Origin of the sequence: Cupriavidus sp. SHE (assembly GCF_000812445.1) — a bacterium.
In the GTDB taxonomy this organism is placed as follows: domain Bacteria; phylum Pseudomonadota; class Gammaproteobacteria; order Burkholderiales; family Burkholderiaceae; genus Cupriavidus; species Cupriavidus metallidurans.
Map to the genome: position 1 here is coordinate 86,953 of NZ_JWMB01000011.1, position 19,498 is coordinate 106,450.

Annotated in this window: 11 protein-coding genes; 1 reads left to right on the forward strand and 10 read right to left on the reverse strand. The window is 65.8% G+C overall.

All coding sequences use genetic code 11. The features are described 5' to 3' along the window. Positions 1–5 precede the first annotated feature (5 nt). Entirely contained in the window at positions 6–896 is an 891-nt protein-coding gene (locus tag RN01_RS05855) for a VacJ family lipoprotein (RefSeq protein ID WP_017513292.1), read from the forward strand. 250 nt (positions 897–1,146) lie between these two features. On the opposite strand, the gene RN01_RS05860 is transcribed toward RN01_RS05855, so the two are convergent. The 10 genes from RN01_RS05860 to RN01_RS05905 form a co-directional block, all read right to left on the reverse strand. Continuing rightward, positions 1,147–3,606 (reverse strand): CHASE2 domain-containing protein, encoded by a 2,460-nt coding sequence (locus RN01_RS05860; RefSeq protein WP_017513293.1) that lies wholly within the window; start codon positions 3,604–3,606, stop codon positions 1,147–1,149. Continuing rightward, positions 3,593–5,263 (reverse strand): FecR domain-containing protein, encoded by a 1,671-nt coding sequence (locus tag RN01_RS05865; protein WP_024570846.1) that lies wholly within the window; start codon positions 5,261–5,263, stop codon positions 3,593–3,595. Before RN01_RS05865 ends, RN01_RS05860 begins: the two co-directional genes overlap by 14 nt. Beyond that, positions 5,256–5,954 (reverse strand): response regulator transcription factor, encoded by a 699-nt coding sequence (locus tag RN01_RS05870; RefSeq protein WP_011518651.1) that lies wholly within the window; start codon positions 5,952–5,954, stop codon positions 5,256–5,258. The genes RN01_RS05865 and RN01_RS05870 overlap by 8 nt, the downstream gene beginning before the upstream one ends. Positions 5,955–6,162: 208 nt before the next feature. Beyond that, the gene (pelG, locus tag RN01_RS05875; protein WP_011518650.1) at positions 6,163–7,533 is read right to left on the reverse strand and encodes an exopolysaccharide Pel transporter PelG; all 1,371 of its coding nucleotides are present in this window, start codon (positions 7,531–7,533) and stop codon (positions 6,163–6,165) included. A gap of 1 nt (position 7,534) precedes the next feature. Beyond that, positions 7,535–9,124, reverse strand: coding sequence for a GT4 family glycosyltransferase PelF (pelF, locus tag RN01_RS05880; RefSeq protein WP_024570847.1), 1,590 nt, complete (start codon positions 9,122–9,124; stop codon positions 7,535–7,537). After that, positions 9,121–10,107, reverse strand: a complete 987-nt coding sequence (locus RN01_RS05885) for a hypothetical protein (RefSeq protein WP_017514842.1) — start codon at positions 10,105–10,107, stop codon at positions 9,121–9,123. The genes pelF and RN01_RS05885 overlap by 4 nt, the downstream gene beginning before the upstream one ends. A gap of 3 nt (positions 10,108–10,110) precedes the next feature. Then, positions 10,111–11,574 (reverse strand): PelD GGDEF domain-containing protein, encoded by a 1,464-nt coding sequence (locus tag RN01_RS05890; protein WP_024570848.1) that lies wholly within the window; start codon positions 11,572–11,574, stop codon positions 10,111–10,113. 23 nt (positions 11,575–11,597) lie between these two features. Continuing rightward, on the reverse strand, positions 11,598–12,146 hold the full coding sequence (locus tag RN01_RS05895) for a hypothetical protein (RefSeq protein WP_063828808.1): 549 nt from the start codon (positions 12,144–12,146) through the stop codon (positions 11,598–11,600). A gap of 51 nt (positions 12,147–12,197) precedes the next feature. Continuing rightward, positions 12,198–16,355 carry a tetratricopeptide repeat protein gene (locus RN01_RS05900; protein ID WP_024570850.1) on the reverse strand — a complete coding sequence of 1,386 codons (4,158 nt, stop codon included), beginning with the start codon at positions 16,353–16,355 and terminating at the stop codon, positions 12,198–12,200. Next, positions 16,318–19,179 carry a bifunctional glycoside hydrolase 114/ polysaccharide deacetylase family protein gene (locus tag RN01_RS05905; protein WP_017513328.1) on the reverse strand — a complete coding sequence of 954 codons (2,862 nt, stop codon included), beginning with the start codon at positions 19,177–19,179 and terminating at the stop codon, positions 16,318–16,320. The genes RN01_RS05900 and RN01_RS05905 overlap by 38 nt, the downstream gene beginning before the upstream one ends. Between the last annotated feature and the right edge of the window lie 319 nt (positions 19,180–19,498).

Below are 19,498 nucleotides of genomic sequence, written 5' to 3' on the forward strand. Positions count from 1 at the left end.
TCCCGATGCTATCCCGCTTTTCGCCTTCGGGCGCCGCAGCACTGCGCCAGCCCCGGCTTGCCCGCGCGCTGGCTGCCGCCTCGCTCTCTGTCCTCGCCACCGGATGCGCCACGGGTCCTCAAGCCAATCCGCAGGATCCGCTGGAGCCCATGAACCGGGTGATCTTCAAGGTCAACGACACGATCGACACCTATGGCGCGCAACCGCTGGCCAAGGGCTACAAGGCGGTAACGCCGGAGCCGGCCCGTCTGGCCGTGACCAATTTCTTCTCGAACCTGTCGGACGTGGGCAACTTCGTCAACAACGTGCTGCAGGGCAAGGGCGTCGATGCCACCGAAACGATGATGCGTATCGCCATCAATTCGGTGCTCGGCATTGGCGGCCTGATCGACGTGGCGACGGCGGCTGGCCTGAACCGCCATTCGCAGGATTTCGGGCTGACCCTCGGTACCTGGGGCGTGCCCGCAGGCCCATACCTGGTGCTGCCGATCTACGGACCGAGTTCGTTCCGCGACAGCATGGGCGTGGCCGCCAGCATCTACCTGGACCCGGCGCACTATCTGGATCCGGCCTGGCGCAACTCGCTGTTCGGCGTCAACGTGATCAACACGCGCTCGAACCTGCTGGGCGCCACGGACCTGCTCTCGCAGGCCGCGCTCGACAAGTACGCGTTCGTGCGCGATGCCTATTCGCAGCGGCGCCAGTACCTGCTGAACCAGGGTGAAAACGCGCTGCCGTCATACGACGAGGTGGACGAGTCGGACAAGGCCTCGGAGGCCAAGCCCGCTGCTGCTGGGGAGGCTGCTCCGGCCAAGCCCGCTGCTGGAGAGGCTAATCCAGCCGCCCCGGCAACTCCGGCAACCCCGGCTGCCCCGCCATCCGATTCAGCAAAGTAGCCAGAATCAGAATAGCGTCTCGGGGCAATCGAGATGCTTGCCCTCTCCACCGCCCCCTAAAGGGCATATCAATGGCTGCTGGTTCGCTCTCCGGCGGAGAGCGTCAGGGCGTTTGTCCGGCGACTACGCAAAAAATTGCCCGCGTCGGGATACGACGCGGGCCGGAAGGCGCGCGGATGCGGAGTCCGCGGCACCCAGATCGTAGGCAATTTCCGAAAATGTGACTGCCAACAATTGTGTCGGCCCGCATTCAGGACGCGCGGCCGCGCAGGGGCAACCAGATGGAGAACATCGTGCCCTTGCCAACTTCACTGGCAACCATCACCCGGCCGCCGTGGCGCTCCGCCACGGTCTTCACAAATACAAGCCCCAGGCCGCTGCCAGACGGCGCATCGGCGCCATGCGCGTGCACTCGGCTGAACGGCCGGAACAGCCGTGCCTGGGCGTCTTGCGAGATGCCCGGCCCCTGATCGGATACCTCGATCGCCATATAGGGGCCGAGCCTGCGCAGGCGCACCGTCACTTCGGTGCCGCACGGGCTGTACTTGATGGCGTTGTTGACCAGGTTGGTGATGGCGCGTGCCAGCAGGGCTGGCGCCACGCGCAACCTCGGCCCCTGCTCGTCGACGTCGAGCCGCAGTTCGGTCCCACGCGCCTTGGCCAGCGCCCACATTTCATCGGTTGCGTCGAGCACGATCTGCGTCAGGTCGGTCTCGGCAAACGTCAGGCTCTGCGATTCGGCCTGCGCAATCCGGATGAAATCGTCGGCCAGGGCAAGCGTGCGGTGCGCGTGTTCGCCGATTCGTCCGAGCAGTTCGGTCTGCGGCAAGGCACGGTCGGGGCGTGACTGCATGTCGATCAGTGCCAGGATCGACGCCTGCGGCGAGCGCATGTCGTGAGACAGGAAATGCAGTGTCTGCTCGCGCTGGCGTTCGGCGCGACGTATCGCGGTAATGTCGATCAGGCTGACGATCACGCCCGCGGGACGCCCCGCCTCGCCATGCAGCGGCCCGCCATGCAACAGATAGCGCCGGCCGTCCTCGGTGGTCAGTTCCACGCCATGCGAATCCGACGACGACATCACCGGCGCGTCACCTTCGAGCGCGCCGCACAGCGCGTCCCAGTAGGCCAGGCCCGGACCCGCCACCGCGAACATCGCCTCGATCAGGTCGGGCAACCCCGGGCGGCCCAGCTCGCCGTACGTATTGCTGCCGCGCATGTACCGCAGGTCGTTGGCATAGTACGCGCCGTCGATCCCCTGGAGCATCGTTGGCGCCAGCGCCACCGCGCGCCGGTTCGCCACCAGAATGCCGCCATCCAGATTGCAGATCACGGTCGCCTCCGGCAGGCTCTCCAGTCCGTCGGACAGAAAGCGCCGCATGTCGCGCAGGCGCGAGGTCATGCCGTAGACCGCCTGCATCCGGCCGTCGAGCGAGTGGTCGATGCGCGTGGCCGGCGCCGGCAGCAAGCCGGGCTCATGCGCCAGGCGCCCGAGTTCTTCGGACAGGAAGCGAAGCGCGGCTTCCTGACGCCGCCAACTCCAGAGCGGGTAGACCATCATGCAGCCAAGCACCGCACCCGACGGCGCGAACCACAGATGCATGCTGCCCGGCAGGCAGAGACTGGTGCCGACGACCGCCGCAACGATCGCCACCGTGGCGAGCAGCGCATTGCGCGGCGAGAACCGCAACGCCGCCAGGGCCGCCAGCAGCACCGGCAGGATCGTCCCGAGCCAGCCCACGGGCTTGGGCACGGTAACGATGCCGGTGCCATCGAGCAGCGCCTGCAGCGTGTTGGCCAGAATTTCGACACCGCTCATGGCGCGCCCATCGCGCGATACCGGCGTCGGGAACACATCGCCGAGTCCGGTGGCGACGGTGCCGATCAGCACCGACTTGTCGCGAAAGTAGCCGCGACTGACCTCGCCGGAAAGCACATCCAGCACCGAGACGCGCGCGAACGACCCCGGGGGGCCGACGAACGGAATCCGCAATCGGTCCTGACTGATCCAGCCCGCGCCATCCATGCGTACCGCGCGTTCGTTGCGGAACTGCGCCGCTGTCACCGGCGTGGGCTGGCCCAGCGCGGCCATAGCGGCCGCGAAGTGCCAGACCGGCGGCCCTTCGCCATCGCCCTCGCGCAGATACACCTGCCGGGCCACGCCATCGGTATCCACAATCATGTTGATGTGGCCGGTCTGCGCCAGCAGGCCATCCATCGGGCCGCGCAGCCGAGCGCCGCTCGATCCTGACTCGCCGACCATGGGCAAGACCACGTTGCCGGCCCGCGCCACGGAACGCGCGAGTTCGGCGTCGTCGGACGGGTAACGGATATCGTGCTCGGACAGGATCACATCGATGCCGATCGCACGCGGCTTGTCAGCGCCGATCTGGTCCACCAGCGCGGCAAGCACCGTGCGCCGCCACGGCCAGCGGCCGATCACCCCGATGCTTTCGTCGTCGATGGCGACGATCACGATGTCATTGCGCGCTGGGTGCTCCTGGGCAACGATGGCCAGGTCCAACACGGCCAGGTCCGCGCGCTCGAACCAGGAGAAACTTGACGCGGCCAGGGCGATCACCAGCACGGCGGCGGTGAGCAGCGCCCACTCCAGTCGCGTGCGCCGACGAAAGCCCATGGCGCCCGGGGCGCCCTCCCGCTCGGCCGCGTCGAACTGGCCGCTGCGCAGGTCAGTTCTATTGGGCGCCAAGTTGCACGCCTTTCTTCGCGCCGCCCGTCACGATCACCCCACCCTGTCCATCACGCAGCACAGATTGCAGGTCGATTCGCTGTGGCGCGGAAAACGCGCTTGCCAGAGGCACGTCCGTTCCAGTGGCTCGGGCCACGCGAACGAAGTATGTGCCGGAGGCCGGGCGGGGAATCGAAAGCGCGCTCTCCGTGGTACGGAACGTGACCACATCGCCGCTGAAAGCGGGATCGGACGCCATCTGGAGCACATAGCCCGTGGCAGCGGCGGCTCCGGCATCGGCAGGCCAGCGCACGCGCAATTCCTCGCCGTTGTCGACCGGCGCCGGCACTGGCGGGGCCGGTTGCACTGTCACCTTTAGCGTGTCGCCCCATGGGCCCGGCTGATTCCGCGCATCGAACGAACGCAAGCGCCACCACCACTGCCCCACCGCCAGCGTGCGGACGGCCTCCACGCCATTTTCACGGCGCGTCTCGGCGCGTTGAGAAAACTCGGGATCGGCGGCCAGCGCAAGCTCGTAGCCCGATGCGTCCTGCACGGCAGCCCAGCGGAACGCCACCTCGCTGCCATGCTCGACGGCGTCGGGCACAGGCATCAGCGAGAACGGCGCTGGCGGATTGCGCCAGACCTTGAACGGTTGCACGCCGTTCCGTCCGGCAAGCCGCTGTGGCGACAGGGCGCTGACGGCCAGGAAAAGATCACCGTCCGGCAGATCGTCGAATACGGCCTCCGGCGACGCAGATTCTGTCGTCGCTACCCATTCGGTCAGCGCGGCATCGCGCGCCACGCCCGCACGGTAGCCAGCCGCGCCCGGCACGGCCTGCCAGCGCACCGTGACGGCACGGCTGGAAACCGGCTGCGGCAGCGCGGCAACGACCGGGGCAGGCAACAACGCCGTTGGTTTGGACAGTCGGCCCGCAGTCGACACCCCAACACCGTAGCCGGCTGCGACTTGCGTGGCCGAGCCCGCCCGCGCGCCTGCCCCCACACCGACCTTGCCTTCGATGACTTCGCTACGGCTACCGCCGTCATCGGCGCTGACGCGATAGCGCGTGCCACGCACGCCTGTCACCATCAACGGCGTGCTGATCTCATAGCGCCCGACGCCACCGCCCTTCGGCGCGACCACGGAATCGGCGCCGCCCTTGTCGATGCCGATCATCGTATCGGTCAGACCGCTGCGCGCGAATGCGCGCAGTCGGCGCACCTGCAACTTGGTCGCCGCTGGCAGCGACACACGGGTCCCGTCGCTCAGTTCGAGCGTTGCCGCGCTATTCGGACCGATCTCGATCCGCGCCGATTCGGCCAGCGCCATGCCGGTCTGCATCGGCCTGCCATCGACGCTTGCCTGTCCGCGCACGAAAACCACTCGCGCCGTCGACGGCGCTACGGGGATCTGCGACAGGGGAATGCGAATCCGCGTGCCGGGCACCAGCCGGTACGGATCTTCCACGCGATTGAGCGTCTGCAGCAGGTGCCAGCCGTCCGTGCTCGTCATGAAACGCGTGGCCAGGCCGATCAGGGTGTCGCCCCGCTCGACCTCATAGATGAAATCCTTGCCCTGCGTGCCTGCGGGGCCGGCCAGCGCACTGCCAGACAGAATCAGGGACATCAGCGCGCCTCCCACGGTGGCGCGGTGCAGCGTGGGACGGCTACTCATGAGCGGCCGTGGCTTCGAACCGATAGCCATGCGAATAGACGGAAGCCAGCCGCACACCGTTCTCGGGGCGCAGGGCCAGCTTGATGCGCAGGCGCGACATATGCGTGTCGAGCGTGCGCGAGGCGGCATCCATCGCACGCCCCCAGACGGCCTGTTCAATCACGTCGCGCGCCAGCAGGCGGCCAATATTGCGGAACAGGAACAATGCCAGGTCGAACTCGCGCGGCGACAGGTCAACGTTCTGGCCGTCCAGCGCGATAACGCGCCGGCGCGCGTCCACGATATAGGCGCCCTGCCGGATCAGATCGTCTTCGTGCAGGGTCTTGGGATATGCGCGACGCAGCAACGCTCGCACGCGCGCGACGAACTCGCCCGGCCGGATCGGCTTGGCAAGGTAATCGTCGGCGCCCACGGACAGGCCCGCGACGATATCGGATTCTTCGATGCGACTGGTCAGGAACAGGATCGGTGGCAGGCGTCCCGAATGCTGGCGGACCCAGCTCACGAGTTCGTAACCACTGACGTCCGGCAATTGCCAGTCCATGACGACCAGGTCGAACGCCTGGTCCCGCAATGCTCGCAAGAACGCGGAACCGGTCGCGAAGCTCGAGCATTCAAAGCCCGCTTCATCCAGCAGCTGGCAAATCTGCTCGGCCTGGCTGGTGTCGTCCTCCACGGAGGCAATTCTCATACTTCCCTCTGATAACTACGGCCTGTGTCTGGCACGGCGGTGTTATGTTACCGAACGGTAACACGGCCCGTCGAGGCTACGTTAGAGGGGATTCTGCGCTTCGGGTGTTGCAGACCAACCTCAATCCTTACCTTTTCCTCTCAGTTTCCAATTGCGGGCGTAACGGTTTCGTGCACGCAAAATGCAGCATCGCCACGCATCGCGCCCTTTATTGGAGCATATAGGTTTCGTACTCGAGACGGTCAAGTTTACGATCGAGCAGATATAACGCAAGTGCTACGACGATCAGCAGCGATACCGCGAAGCCATAGCCATACCAGGCCGGCCCAAGCTCGAGCGTGAGGCGCGTCAGCACGAAATTCAGCACGACGAACGTGCCGGTCAGCATCAGCACCTCGCGGCGGCGATCCAGGTAGAAGTAGATGTTCAGCACGCCCAGCAGCACCACCTGCAGGCTGGCGCCGATCACGTCCACGTAGAGCAGCGGCAGATACAGCTCAGAAATTCCGAGCAGTCGCAGCACCCATCCGCCCACCACGAACAGCACCAGCGACGCGATGGCTTGCACCTTGACGATCTCGTACAGGCCCAGGCGGATGGTCTGGACCATCGTGTTGCGCATGTCCTCGATATGTTCCAGCGAGCTGCCGCCGCGCACCGCGTTGTAGAACGCGTCGTAATACTCGACAAAGTCCGTCTCGATCCGCACCAGGAACACCGCCATGCCCGGGATGATCGCCAGATAGGCCAGGAACACCGGAATGTCGTAGATGATCGACGCATGGAGCGGCCCGATCATCTGCTGGCCAGTGGACGGCGCATACCAGAACATGAACTTGTCGAGCCAGATGCCAAGGTTGTAGAACAGGCCGATGGCGATCAGGCTCGGATACGCGTAGCGCTTCTGGAAGACTTCGAACGACATGAAGCGGCGACTGGTGTAGTTCCGGTAGATCAGCGTAATCATGCCCACCAGCAGGCATAGCTGGCCGACCACAAAGCCGCCGAGCAGCCCTTCGAGCCCGCTCTTGCGCATTGCCAGCGCCGCCAGCACGGTGATGGCATAGCCGATCAGGAAGGTCCACACGATGGCCTTGTACTGCTTCATGCCGGACAGGAAGATCGCCGCGATCCAGATGTTGCTCATGATCACGAAGCCCGCGATCATCAACAGCCGGTACAGCACCGACTGCTCCGGAAAGGCCCAGAACGCGCACGCCAGGCCAATCAGTCCCGCCAGCATCGTGGCCAGCAACGCCACCGCGTGATAGTTCGACAGCACCAGATCATCGCGACGCTCGAACAGCCGGTCCGAGGTGAAGCGCGTGAACGAGAGCTGCATCGGCCCGGTCAGTATCAGGCTGCACGCGATCAGGTACGTCACCGAGACCTGGAACTGCGTGATCAGCATGCCCGGAATCACGAAACCGACCGATAGCAGGCCAATCAGCAGGATGCCGACGATCGACAGCACCCACGGACCGGAGCTGATCACCCCGGCATAGGCATAGGCGCCGATCAGCCCCGAAAGGCTGTCCCGCCGCAGCATCTTGCGCAGTTCGAATCCGATGCCGGCCATGTCAGCGCCCTCCCCCGTGCACCGGGCACTTTGCCGGGCTTGCCCCGCCGCGTGCGTGATGCGTGTTGTCCGGCATCGCCATCATCGATGCATAGAGCGTGCGATAGCTGCCCACCATCTGTTCCTGCGTGTAGTAGCGTTCCACCCGCGCGATGCCGGCGGCCTGGGCCGCCTGCCATCGCGCGGGCTCCTTGATCAGTTTCAGCGCCGCATCGGCCAGCGCCGCCGGGTCCGCGATGCGCACCACGTCGCCTGCGGCCCCCAGCGCCGCGTCCTCGCCGGGCAGCCCGAAGACGAGCTGGCTGCACGAGCCGACGTCGGTCGTCACGCACGGCACACCCGCCGCGAACCCTTCGAGCACCACCAGCGGCAACGCCTCGGAAATCGAACTCAGCACCAGCACGCCGACTTTCGGCAGCAGTTCGTCGATCTTCTGGAAGCCGAGAAACTTCACCTTGCTGCCCAGCCCGAGGCTTTCGGCCAGGCTGCGACACTCGGTCGCGTAATCCGGATCCTCATCCTCGGGGCCGGCAATCCACCCTTCGGCATCGGGATACTCACGCACCACAGTCAGCATCGCGCGAATGAACGTCTTGATGTCCTTGATGGGCACCACCCGGCCAATCAGGCACAGCACCGGCGGCACACCCGGCGCGCGCCGCTCACGCAGCGCGGAAAGGCGAGGCAGGTTGATGCCATTCGGGATATTGTGCGTGCGCTCGGCCGGCGCGCCATCGAGCACCTGGCGGCTGCGGTTGCCTTCGTACAGCGCCGTGATCTCGTCACCGGCCTCATAGCAGACGCGACCCAGCGTCTCGAAGAAGCGCACCCAGAGCTCGCGGAAATAGCTGATCTGGGAAATATCGCGCTCGAAGATGTTCCGGTTATCGCGGATCCACTGACTCTGGAACAGGTCGATCTTCCGTTCCTTCGTATAGATGCCGTGCTCCGAGACCAGCAGCGGACGCCCAGTGCGATGCCGCAGCATTGCACCGAGGAATCCCGCGTATCCGGTGGAAACCGTGTGATAGACCTTGGCGGGAATCAGCCCGTCCACGATCCGCACGAGCTGCCACAGCGGCTTGTGCATGATCCGGACAGTCCAGAAATAGTCCGTGAACGACGGATCGGTGCAGTACCGTCGGTACTGATCGGTGATCGTGTCCCACGCCCGCTTGCTGTAGAGGAACGCATCCTCGGACAGCGCGCCGCCCTCGCCCAGCGCCGGCATCAGTTCGCGAATCAGATCACCCGCCTCCACTTCCCTGCCGCGCTGGCGCAGCATTTTGTGCAGTTCGTCCGAGCGGTCGAAGGCATGCGCGTCGCCCTTCGTGCCATGCACCATCGGCGGCGGCGCGAAGTCGTAGAGGAAGTGCGTTTCCAGATGCACCACGTTGTCCGGCAGCGCGTAGGCCATCTCGCCATAGTCCTGTCGGCGGCTGCCGATGAAGACGATGCCGAACCGGATATCGGGGAAGGCGCGGATCATCTGATTGACCCAGCTCGACACCCCACCACTCACATAAGGAAACGTGCCTTCCAGAAGCAGCATGACGTCCGCGGACGTTCCCTTGACCAGAATCTCGCTCATGATTGCCAGTACCGCAGCAGGGGCCGCACCAGTGGGAGCGGCGAAGGACTGTCGAAATCCGCCATCAGGCGGCGCACGGTGGCATAGTCGCGTTCCAGGTAAGCCGCCTCGGCAAGCAGCGGCAACACGCGATCACGCGCGAAGCCGAGCGCTTCGGCACGAGCCAGGAACTCGCGCGCCTCGGCGGGCGCGTTGCGCGTCAGCGCCAGCCGGCCGCGCATGTACCAGAGCGCGGCGATGTTGCCGTCGATCTCCAGTGCCGCGCTGGCGTAGCGCTCCACCTGGCTGGCCGTGTAGCGGTACACATCGCCCTGCACCAGGTTCTGGTAGATCAGTTCCCAATACAGGTCAGCCAGCCGCTGGTTGATCTCCCCGCGCGCCTGCGGGCTGTCAGCCGACTCCAGACGGGGCAGCTCGGCCAGGATCTTCTGCGTAAGCTGCTTTTCCGCGCCATCGAGCATGCCGTAGGCCAGCAGCCGGATATCGTCGGTGCTGTCGGCCAGCAGTTCGCGCAGCACCGGGCTGGCCGTTCGCGTGGGCATCGACTGCATGGCTACCAGCGCAGTCATGCGCTCGGGCAATGGCGCGCGCGTATTGCCGAGTTGCGCGCGCAGCCGCGCGCCCCCGCCATGGGTCACACGCTGGATCAGGTGGGTGACGAACTCGGGCAGCGCCACCGATGCAATACCGCTGTTGCTGCCACGGCGCGGGAACAGTTTCGAGAACAACAGGCTGCCCATGCACACCAACACGCCACCCGCCGGCACGAAGAAGCAGAATGCTGCCAGATAGCCGTAGCTCCACACGAAAGGCGTCCGGAAGCGGCGCGGCAACAGGCGCCACAATGCCAGCCCCAGCAGCGCCGCAGCCGCGCCTTGCAGCGTCAGGAAGCCCAGCAACAGCGGCAGCCCCGTTCCGCCGCTGAACAGCAGCGCCAGGGCGGAGATCTGGAAGGCGGCGCCTCCGAAGGTCAGCTTGCCCATGGGTCAGCCTGCCCGTGCCGGTCCGGCGCCCGCCACGCTGACGTCGCGCGTGCCATCGGCCTGCACGGCCGTGATCGTGGACGCCCCATCGAGCTGGCAGCGGTGCAGCAGCCGCATAAGCGCCTCCTCCGCACCCTCAGCGGGCACCGAGAGCGTGTAGACGCCAATATGCGCGCTCGAGAAATCGGTGCCGAACTGCGCGCGCAGCATGTCCTCGATACGCACCAGATAGGCGGATACCGCCTGGGCGTCCGACAGTGGCATCAGCGTCAGCATGGCCCGGTGATGGGCGTTGCGCACCGGCCAGGCCACATCGAGCGCACGACGGCTGCGCACGACCTGCTCGAACAGCGCATCGCGCGCTTCGTCGAGGTCGAAGACCAGCGCCACCACCGAACTTTGGATGCCCGTCTCGTGACGCAGCCGCGACAGCCGCGCGTAGTCGAGCGCGAACGCATACGGAATAGCCGGTGCCATTTCCTGGATGCCGTGCGTGGCGCGGGCGTGTTCCACGCCATCGGCGTAGTAGCCCATCAGCACCATCAGCATCTGCAGGTTTTCATAGGTCAGCGACAGGAACGGCATCCGTTCCACGACCAGCACGCCAATCAACCGGTCCGACCCCGCCAGCACGGGCGCGACGGCCACGTATCGCGTCTGTGCGTCCTGCTGGAGCCCCGTGGAACGCAGATGCGCCAGCGCGCGTGTTTCGAGGCAATGCCGCACGAGCGGATCGTTGACGTCGATCTCGAAGGCCGGGCCGATGCTGGCCACGGCGTTCGGCACGACACGCTCGCCATCGCAGGCATAGAGCGCCGCGCCCTCGACCTGACAGGCCTGCGCGACGACCTGGAGCATCGGCTGCGCGCCAGCGAGCGGGCCGGTATTGCCGCCGTTCATCGCGTCCTGCAGGGCCACCGCGCGCAGTTGCGACAACGTGTCGCGCAGCGTCGTCGGGCGCGCCAGCAGATCGTTCTCGAGCCGGGCATGAGAGATGCGCAGCAGGTAGTGGTTCTTCGTCAGCGCGGCCAGCCGTTCGTCGAGATAGCGATTCACGGCCCGCGCTCGCGCCAGGCGCGTATTCCACACGTCCCCGAACTGCCCCGCCACCAGCACGAGCAGCAGCCCGCCCATGAAGAACATGCGCGGGAAGGCGCCACTGTGCGCGCCGATCTCGTCGAAAAAGAACCAGCCGCCCAGCAGCATCAGCACCGCACCAACGCCCACCAACGTGCCATAGCGCAGCGCCAGAATCACCGGCAGCAACCAGGCCCATGGAAAGCCCATGCCCAGCAGCAGCGGATTCTGCGGCAGCACTAGCCAGGTGATGCCCATTGCCGCCGCCATGATCACGATCATCTCGATCACGGCTGCCGCACCGCCACCCGCGGGCGCCAGCCAGCGCGCGTAGCGCCCGCCCAGGCCGATGCCCTGCCCCTGGCGCCTTGTCTCCACGGTCTTGGCCACGTCTCTCCCCCGTCCTTCCGTGCTCAACCCTGCATCAGCGGCGCCAGCAGGCGACGCAGCAGCTTCTGCGCCACGCCCGAGAGCGACTCGCGGCTCCAGCCGGCGTTGCTGCCGGTGGCCGACCACACCACCTGGCCGCTGGCCACGTCGATCAGCTGCAGCGAGATGCCCACGGCGGGTTCGCCGTCGACGCCGACCTTGTAGCGCCACTCCTGCACCGAACCGGTCAGCGCGTAACGCGCGCGCTCGCCACGGGCCCACTCGAGCGCCTTGCCCACCGACTCGCGCTCGGCCGGTTCGAACAGCGTTTCCGGGTTCAGCGAGGCCGGGTAGCGCTTGAGGTTCGCCACGCCGCCGGTCTTCAGCAGCGATTCGGCGATCGCCTCGGCACGCAGGCCAGCCTGGGGCGTTTCGGTGTTGTTGACGATGGGCAGCACCGCCACCACGTCACCGGGCGACATCTGCGGCGCGCGGCCCACGTCGGTCACCGCGCAACCAGCCAGCCACAGTGCCGCGCCGAGCGCGCCACACCAGGCCATCAAGCGGCCCATGCGAGTCGTCATCCTGTTCATGTTTTCCATCCCCCTCGTTACTCTCAAGAACTCGATCATCAGTATTCACTATCAGTAGAGCCAGCGATATCGCAAACCCACTTCCGTCAGCGGCGTGCCGCCGTTGCGGGACGCGGTTTCATGCAGCACGTACATCGACATGTGGTCGTTGCCGAACACCGAACCAGCCATGCCAAGCTGGCCGCGGAAGTTGTGCCCCGCGCGCGAGTCGTAGAGCGCCCCAACGTCCAGGAAGGGCCGCCACTTGCGCGTGTAGTCGTCGAGCAGTTCGGTGCCAAAGCCGAACAGCACACCCGCCTGCGTGAAGTTCTGCGGCATGTAGAACGCAGGCGTAGCGTCGCCACCGGCGGGCACCAGCCGCTGCATCGTGGGCGTCAGCGCGCCGCCGTTGGTGTTGTAAATGCCGCGCGTGCCGACGATGCGGACCGTGTAGTCGGGATACTGCGTGCGAATGCGATAGCCGGCCTCCACGTCGTAGACCATGCCGTGCCCCAGCGAACTGCGGTCCTGTCCGTAGAAGCGGTCGTACTCGATCCGTCCGCGAATGAACTCGCGCAGCCCCAGCCGCCATGTCGCGCCCAGTTCGACCAGGTCCTTCATGCCGCCCACACGTAGTTGCGCCGATTCATCCGCCTGCTGGTTGTAGCCGAGCCGGCCAGTGAAAGACACCCGATCCTCCAGGTTCCACGCGCCAGTCAGCCGCGCCGTGGTGAAGCTCTGCAGGCCGTCGCGACGCCCCACGCCCAGCAGCCAGAGTTTCTGGGTGTCGCGGTAGGTCAACGCCAATTCGGCGCGACGGTCGCTGCCAGGCACGTTGTCGAGCGCAGTACGGTCGGTCGAGCGCTGATCGCGGAACACGCCGCGCAGGTTCAGCGCATAGCCGTCCCAAAGCCGGGCACCGCCGGCCAGGCTGTACTCGTAGAACTCCAGCGGATTCTGACGCTGGTACGACGCGCGCGGCTCGATTGCCTGGGCGTTGAACAACAGTGCGTCCTGCAGTGTCTGCTGCAGCGAGTCATCGGTGCGCGCCAGTTCCTGCGTTTCAAACGCCTGGGTCTGGGCAGCGGAAAGTCGGTCGAGCTGGCGATTGACCTCGATCTGGCTCAGCACAGGCACCTTCCCGGCCTTGCGCTCCATGATCCGGTCGAGCTTGTCCATGTCGTTGTCGTCGAGCGCAATCGCGATCTCGGCATACGCGGGCCGCTGCAGCCGCTCGGCGTACTGACGGGCCAGCCAGGCTCGCGCGAGTTCGTTCGACTCCGACGACATCGCCCAGGCCAGCGCCACCTCTCGACTGGCGGCCGTGAGCTGCGCCTGTCTGCGCCGTTCGCGTTCCACCAGCGCCGGCGGCGGCGTCACCTCGAGCGGGGACAAACCCGGCACGTTACCGAGCTGCGAGGGCGATTTTGGATCGCTGGGCGCAGCCTGCCGCGCGGCGACGCTTTCGCGGTCGCGCCGCAGCATCTCGACGACGAGTCCACGCGACACATCGGCCGAGGCAAAGATCTGCCCGAGCGCGATCATCTGCCGACGGAGATCCGAGCGTGCCGGACGGCCCTGCGCATCTTCTTCGTCTTCATCGGCATACTCGTCGCCGGCGCTTTCCTCGGCCCACTTCGCGCCACCCACGGCCCACGTACGATGCAGTTCGACCCATGCCTCCCGGCGGATACGCCAGGCCAGATCGGTCTGGCCGATAGCCTCGCAGGCATCGGCGGTCACACCAAGCCAGAGCGGATCGGCGCTCTTGCCACGCTGCATCTTTCGCAGGAAGTGCAAGGCGGTGCGGCCGTCCTGGAAGCGCATCGCGCCTGCCGCGTAGGCGCCCCAGAGGCTCGGATCATTCTCCGCCTCGGGCTTCAGCCGCAGCATCACCGCGCGCACCTCGGTGTCGGTACCCATGTCGACGAGTGCCCACAGCAATGCCCCGTAGGTTTCGCTATCGGCATCGGCCTGCCCGATGGCATGACGCAGGTCGGCAAGCGCGCGTTCGTGGTTGCCGGTCGCGCGCCAGTACTCGGCGCGACGCATCAGGAAGCCCGCCGACGATTCGGCCTGTCGCGTCTGCTCGGGAGTCAGGCTGGCCAGCATCTGCTCGATGCGGATATAAGCGTGCGCTCGCGTGTAGTAGTACATCGCCAACTGAAGCTCATCGAGCTTGCCGTTCTTGCGCCAGCCTGCCTCTGCGATGCGGCCGGCGTCGATCGGCCAGCGATCGTAGTACTCGATCAGGTTCGAGAAATCGTCGTCCTCGGTGTCGCGAACTTCGGCCAGGCAGTCGTTGCGGGCAGCGCCGGGCGGCATCGCCATGCAGTGATCGTCATGACTCTTGGCCATCGAGATCATCATCTGGCGATAGCCGTACTTGAGCAGATCGTCCCGCTGCGTCAGGCGAGCAAGCTGGGTGTACGTGCGCCAATAGAGCAGGTCCTGCGTGCCGGCCTTGTCGCGCGCGGGCAGCATCGCGTCCATCGCCTGATCCAGCCGGCCGCGCACGAACAGTATGTTGGCACGTTTGAGCGCGTAGAGCGGGCGCGCGCCGAAGCGCTTCTCCAGTTGGCCGTAGAGCTCGAACGCGCGGTCGTCCTTGCCGGCGCGCTCGGCCAGTTCGGCATTGCGCTCCATCACCTGACGCCCGTTCGGCCCGTTGGCGAGCCCGTCGAGGAATGCCATGCCGGCCTCCGGCTCGCCGAGCCGCTCGTAGGCCGCGACGACCTCGTCGATCGTCTTCAGATCGCCGCCCGCCGCACGATGCCGCAACGCCGCCAGATAGGCGCGGTCATCGTTGAGGCCCGGCGCCAGTCGCATCACGTTGTTCCAGGCGCGTTCGTCGTTGGTCTCCTGCGCATACTTGAGCCAGCTTTGCAGCGCGACCATTGGCTGGCGATTCCATTCGGCCACCTGCGCCAGACGCTCGCGCCAGACGGCGTCGTTGGGCAACTTGTCCACGGCCGTCTGCGCCACGCGCTGGGCCTGATCGAGCTTGCCCGCGGCCAGGAACACGCGGTAGGCCAGGTCGTAATCGTCGGGATTGAACGTCTTGCCATTGGCGACGGCCGTGGCCACTTCTGCCTTCGCCGTCTCCTGGGCCTCAGCCTGCGTGATGTCGCGCGTGGCCGGCTTCGTCGCCACGCCAGACGCCGGGATCGCGTCCGCGGCCACACGACGCAGGCCGAATTCGCCCACCTGTTCGCGCAAGGCAAGGCCGTGCGGACCGTCGAGGAACACAACGCCGCGCGCGAGCCACGGCTCGGTATCAGAGACCCGGCGGAGGTTCCGCTGCCGTTCGGCCTGTGCGAGCTGCGTGCTCTTCGTCGGCCGGTTGGCCGACAGCTTGAGCAGGCGCTCCACATACTTCGCCGCGATATCCGGCTTGTTCGCCGCCAGCGCCAGTCTGGTCAGATAGCGCAGTACCTCGGCGTCATCGAGCAGCTTTCCACCATGGCGCTCGGCTTCGGCCAGCGCTTCATCGAGCAGATTGCCGGCCTGCAGTGTCTGCAGGGCCTGCAGGAACAGCGTGCGCTGCTCGTAGAGATTCTTCGCGCGGGCCTGCGCCTCGAACAACGCGCGAGCGGAATCGCGATAGTTGCCGCCCGCCAGGGCGATGCCGGCAAGCTGGCGATTATAGAAATCCACGTTGGCCGGGTCGCGCACGCTGAGTTCGCGGAAGAGCTTCACGGCGGCCGCCGCATTGCCGACCTGGCGCGACTGCGTGGCCAGCGTCTGCAGATCGGCCACCGACCAGGCGCGCAGCATCTCCGGCGTGGTGGCGTCCTTGAGCAGGCCGTTCATCATGGCCAGACGCTCCACGCGCTCGGGGGAATCCGGCTGGGCCGCATAGGCGCGTTGCTGCGCGATCTCGATGCGCGTGCGCAGGATCTGGCCCGTCAGGTCCTGACCCTTCACCGCCAACATGCGTTCGAGCATCGTCTCGGCATCATCCAGCCGACCACTGCGGGCGTACTGTTCGGCCAGCACGCTCATGAAGTTCGTATCGTTGGGCGCTACGCGCGACCACGCCTCGAGATAGGCCACGGTCAGGCCATCGACGGCCCTCCCCTGACCAAGCAGGCGCTCACGCAGGGTCTCGCGCGGGAACATCAGCGCCAGCCCGACCCCCACGATCGCGGTAAAGGTCAGAACCAGCGCCGGCGGCAACAGCCGCTCGCGCTCAGGCGCCGCAGCGGACTTCGACTTGTTGCTGGACATGGATCGGATCATTGACCGCCGGGGTATCGAAACGCAGCGTATTGCGATCGCGCACACCGGTTACTGGCTTGCCATCGATGGAAACACTGCACTGGCCCGCGTTGGCGAGCCGGAAGAACGGCTTGTAATAGCCGGCGAAGGTAAAACGGGTGACATTGCCATCGCGGCGCCAGTCGCGCACGAGACCGTTGGCCTCGGGCAGCTCCGGCACCGACTGCGTGGCCGTGGGTACGAAACGGAAGCGCGCATTGCCACCATCCAGATGCACGTAGACGCCGCCGCCCGGCGCCGGCGATGAACCTGTCACGCCGGTTGCGGTGGCCACGTCGGGCACGCCCGCGCCTGTCCAGCGCAGATTGCGCAGGTTGCCATCGCCCCGCACGCGCCACGCGCCACTGGCCGGCGCGCCGTCGGCGCCATCGCCCAACTCGCGGGCCACGGCCATCCCCTGCCAGTCAATCACCTTGAGCACGTAGTCGGTGGAATGCATCGGCAGCAAGTTCTGCGTCAGCACGTAGTCATAGACCTTGCGCAGCGCCTTCAGCGATGCCACCTTGGTGCCCGAGTAGCTGTGGTAGTAGATGTTCACCGCCTTGAAGCGGTACGGCTTCTCCGTCATCTCGTACGTTTCGATCACGCGCTCGAAGCCGTAGTACGGTCCATGCCACAGGTTCGTATAGACGTTCTCGTTCTGGTTGGTCGCGAACACCTGGAACGTGTGATCCGCCTTGTGGATGCCCAGCGGAGCGATGGCGGTCCAGGTCGGATTGCTGCGCGTGATCAGCGTGTCGCCGCCATTCATGTTCAGCACGCCAGCGGCTTCGGTCAGCTTGAGCGCCTCGGGCGGGGCCTGGCAGTCGCCGGGCCACAACACCAGCTTCACCGGCTTGTTCGGTGACAGCACCTTGTTGATGTAATCGATCGAGCCGCCGATTTCACGGTTCAGGTCCATCTTGTAGCCCGGAATTGCCAGGTGATAGGTGTCATCGCCCTCGATGATCCTGGCGTTACTCTCCTGTCCCGGCACGGTCCGGCCCCATTCGAACGGATGCGAATAGGTATGGCTGGCCACCTCGACATACGGCTGCGCGAAGATCTTGCGGGCGATCGGCTCCAGTTCCGGTGCCAGCTTCGGATACATGCCGCTCTTGCCGACCTCGCCTTCGATCACGGACATCGTCATCGGCAGGCGGTACCGGTCGAAGATCTCGCGGAACAGCACCTCGCCCGAATAACCGCCACCGGGAATCTCAGCCTTCGAGGCAAACCCATCGCCATCGATATGGATGGTCAGCAGCCGGCGGCCGCTTTCGGTGGTGGAATCCGGCACGGGCATCGACGGCAGGCGCAATGCCTCGCGCAGGAAGTCGATCGGTTGCACGATCCAGCGGTCCTGCCCCTTGGGCGTGTTCTGCCGCACCGCGTAGGGGCCCATCACATATCCGCCCCAGGCCGTGATCGCGGCGGCGTCATACGTCAGCGTGCCCGAGCGCAGGCGCAGCAGCGTGCGCGTGTTCGCCGCGCCATCGCGTATCTGCACTGGCACCGCATCGGTACGGTCCGGGGCCACTTGCTGCTCGAAGCCCATCATCTTGTCCTGCGACACGATCTGGACGTCGCCCGAGGTGCGGCCCTTGACTACCTTCAGGTCCAGCATCCGTGCCAGCGCCCCGTCAGGCTGCGCGCCAAACCCGTTCATGAAGACCACGGGGATGCCCTGGCGGATCTGTTTCTCCGCCCAGGCGTAGAAGCGGCCCGGGTTCTGGCGGATATTGCCGTTGGTCCAGACCACCACGCCGGCATAGCGGTCGGGGGTGATCTCCGGCAACGTGTCGCGCGTTTCGGCGAAATCGACGCGATAGCCCAGATAGTTGAGCGGCATCGACAGGAAACGCACGCCGACGCTGTCGTCGATGGAAACATCGAGCTCGTTTTCCTGCACCACCAGCACGCGGCGCGGCATGACCTCAAACGGCCCGACGCCCACGGTCTGCAGCCCGGAATCGGTGACATAAGGGGTGATGCCCAGAGCGCCGATACGACGCGCGGTGTCGCGTCGGCATTGGGCGTCGGTGGGCGGGCAGTAGTCGATCGAGATCACGGGCAGGCCGTACTGCTCGCGGACAATGCGCGCCTGGTTAAGCAACCAGTCACGGTCCTGCTGACTGACTTCGGTGTACGTGCCCTGCGCCTGGTTCCAGCCGCGGAACAGCGATTCAAACACCACGCCGTAGGCCAGCGAATGCACCTGGGGCAGAATCTCGAAGCCACGGTTGAACAGCAGCTTCGCGTCTGGATAACGCGCCTTGATTGCCTGGAGCACACGCACCATGCCGGCTTCCTGACGCGCGCGGTCGGCGTCGGTCTTGGCCACGAGATGGTACGAATCGAGCGTGTCGAGGAAAAAGCCGCGATAGCCGCGTTCCCACAGCGGCGTGATTACCTTGTCGACATAGAAGGCAGGCCAGCCGTCGGCGGCCTGATCGACGACTCTGGCGTTCCATGCGTCATTGCTGCCGGAAAGCCAGGCCTTGGGGATGTCCTTGAAGTACGCGCGGCTCGGCAGGACTTCGCCGACGCTGACATATGCGAACCAGGCTGTGTTTGGTGTTTTGGCGCTACGCGGATCGAAGCCGCTATCGGGCTCCACGACGGCCACGTCGAAGGCCTGCAGCATGTCCACGGGTGGGCGGGCGCCATAGTGAAATGCCACGCTCGGCGCGACGCGCGCCGGCGCCGGTGACTGCGCCAGCGCCGCGGTCGACGGCGTCAGCGTGCCAAGCACAAGCCCTACACCGGCTGCCACAATGGCAATCACGGCCATCACTACACGCCACGCACCGGATCGCGAGCGGCCTGTCGGCCCATCCCTCTCCTCGAAAAGTCCCCGAATCCATCGCTGTAATTGCTTCACTGGCTTAAAGTCCGCTGCTGTTATGACGGTTGCCGATGGCGGCGCGCAGGCCCTGCTCGCATACATGGCCCGCATCTCGGACGATGCCCAAGCCTTTATTATGCCTTACGCATCACTTCTATATAGGATTTTTCGGGTATTCGGAAAAGGCTGTTGATTCGGTGTTGTAGGTCAGCATCTACATTTCAATTTTGATTTCGTAGATTGCTGTTGACAGCCTGCATTCTTG

Excerpts from the sequence above, each read along its gene's own strand:
- RN01_RS05885 (WP_017514842.1), bottom strand. The coding sequence starts at position 10,107 with ATGGGCAAGCTGACCTTCGGAGGCGCCGCCTTCCAGATCTCCGCCCTG.
- RN01_RS05895 (WP_063828808.1), bottom strand. The coding sequence starts at position 12,146 with ATGAACAGGATGACGACTCGCATGGGCCGCTTGATGGCCTGGTGTGGC.
- RN01_RS05855 (WP_017513292.1), top strand. The coding sequence starts at position 6 with ATGCTATCCCGCTTTTCGCCTTCGGGCGCCGCAGCACTGCGCCAGCCC.
- RN01_RS05900 (WP_024570850.1), bottom strand. The coding sequence starts at position 16,355 with ATGTCCAGCAACAAGTCGAAGTCCGCTGCGGCGCCTGAGCGCGAGCGG.
- RN01_RS05865 (WP_024570846.1), bottom strand. The coding sequence starts at position 5,263 with ATGAGTAGCCGTCCCACGCTGCACCGCGCCACCGTGGGAGGCGCGCTG.
- pelF (WP_024570847.1), bottom strand. The coding sequence starts at position 9,124 with ATGAGCGAGATTCTGGTCAAGGGAACGTCCGCGGACGTCATGCTGCTT.
- RN01_RS05870 (WP_011518651.1), bottom strand. The coding sequence starts at position 5,954 with ATGAGAATTGCCTCCGTGGAGGACGACACCAGCCAGGCCGAGCAGATT.
- RN01_RS05905 (WP_017513328.1), bottom strand. The coding sequence starts at position 19,179 with ATGGCCGTGATTGCCATTGTGGCAGCCGGTGTAGGGCTTGTGCTTGGC.
- pelG (WP_011518650.1), bottom strand. The coding sequence starts at position 7,533 with ATGGCCGGCATCGGATTCGAACTGCGCAAGATGCTGCGGCGGGACAGC.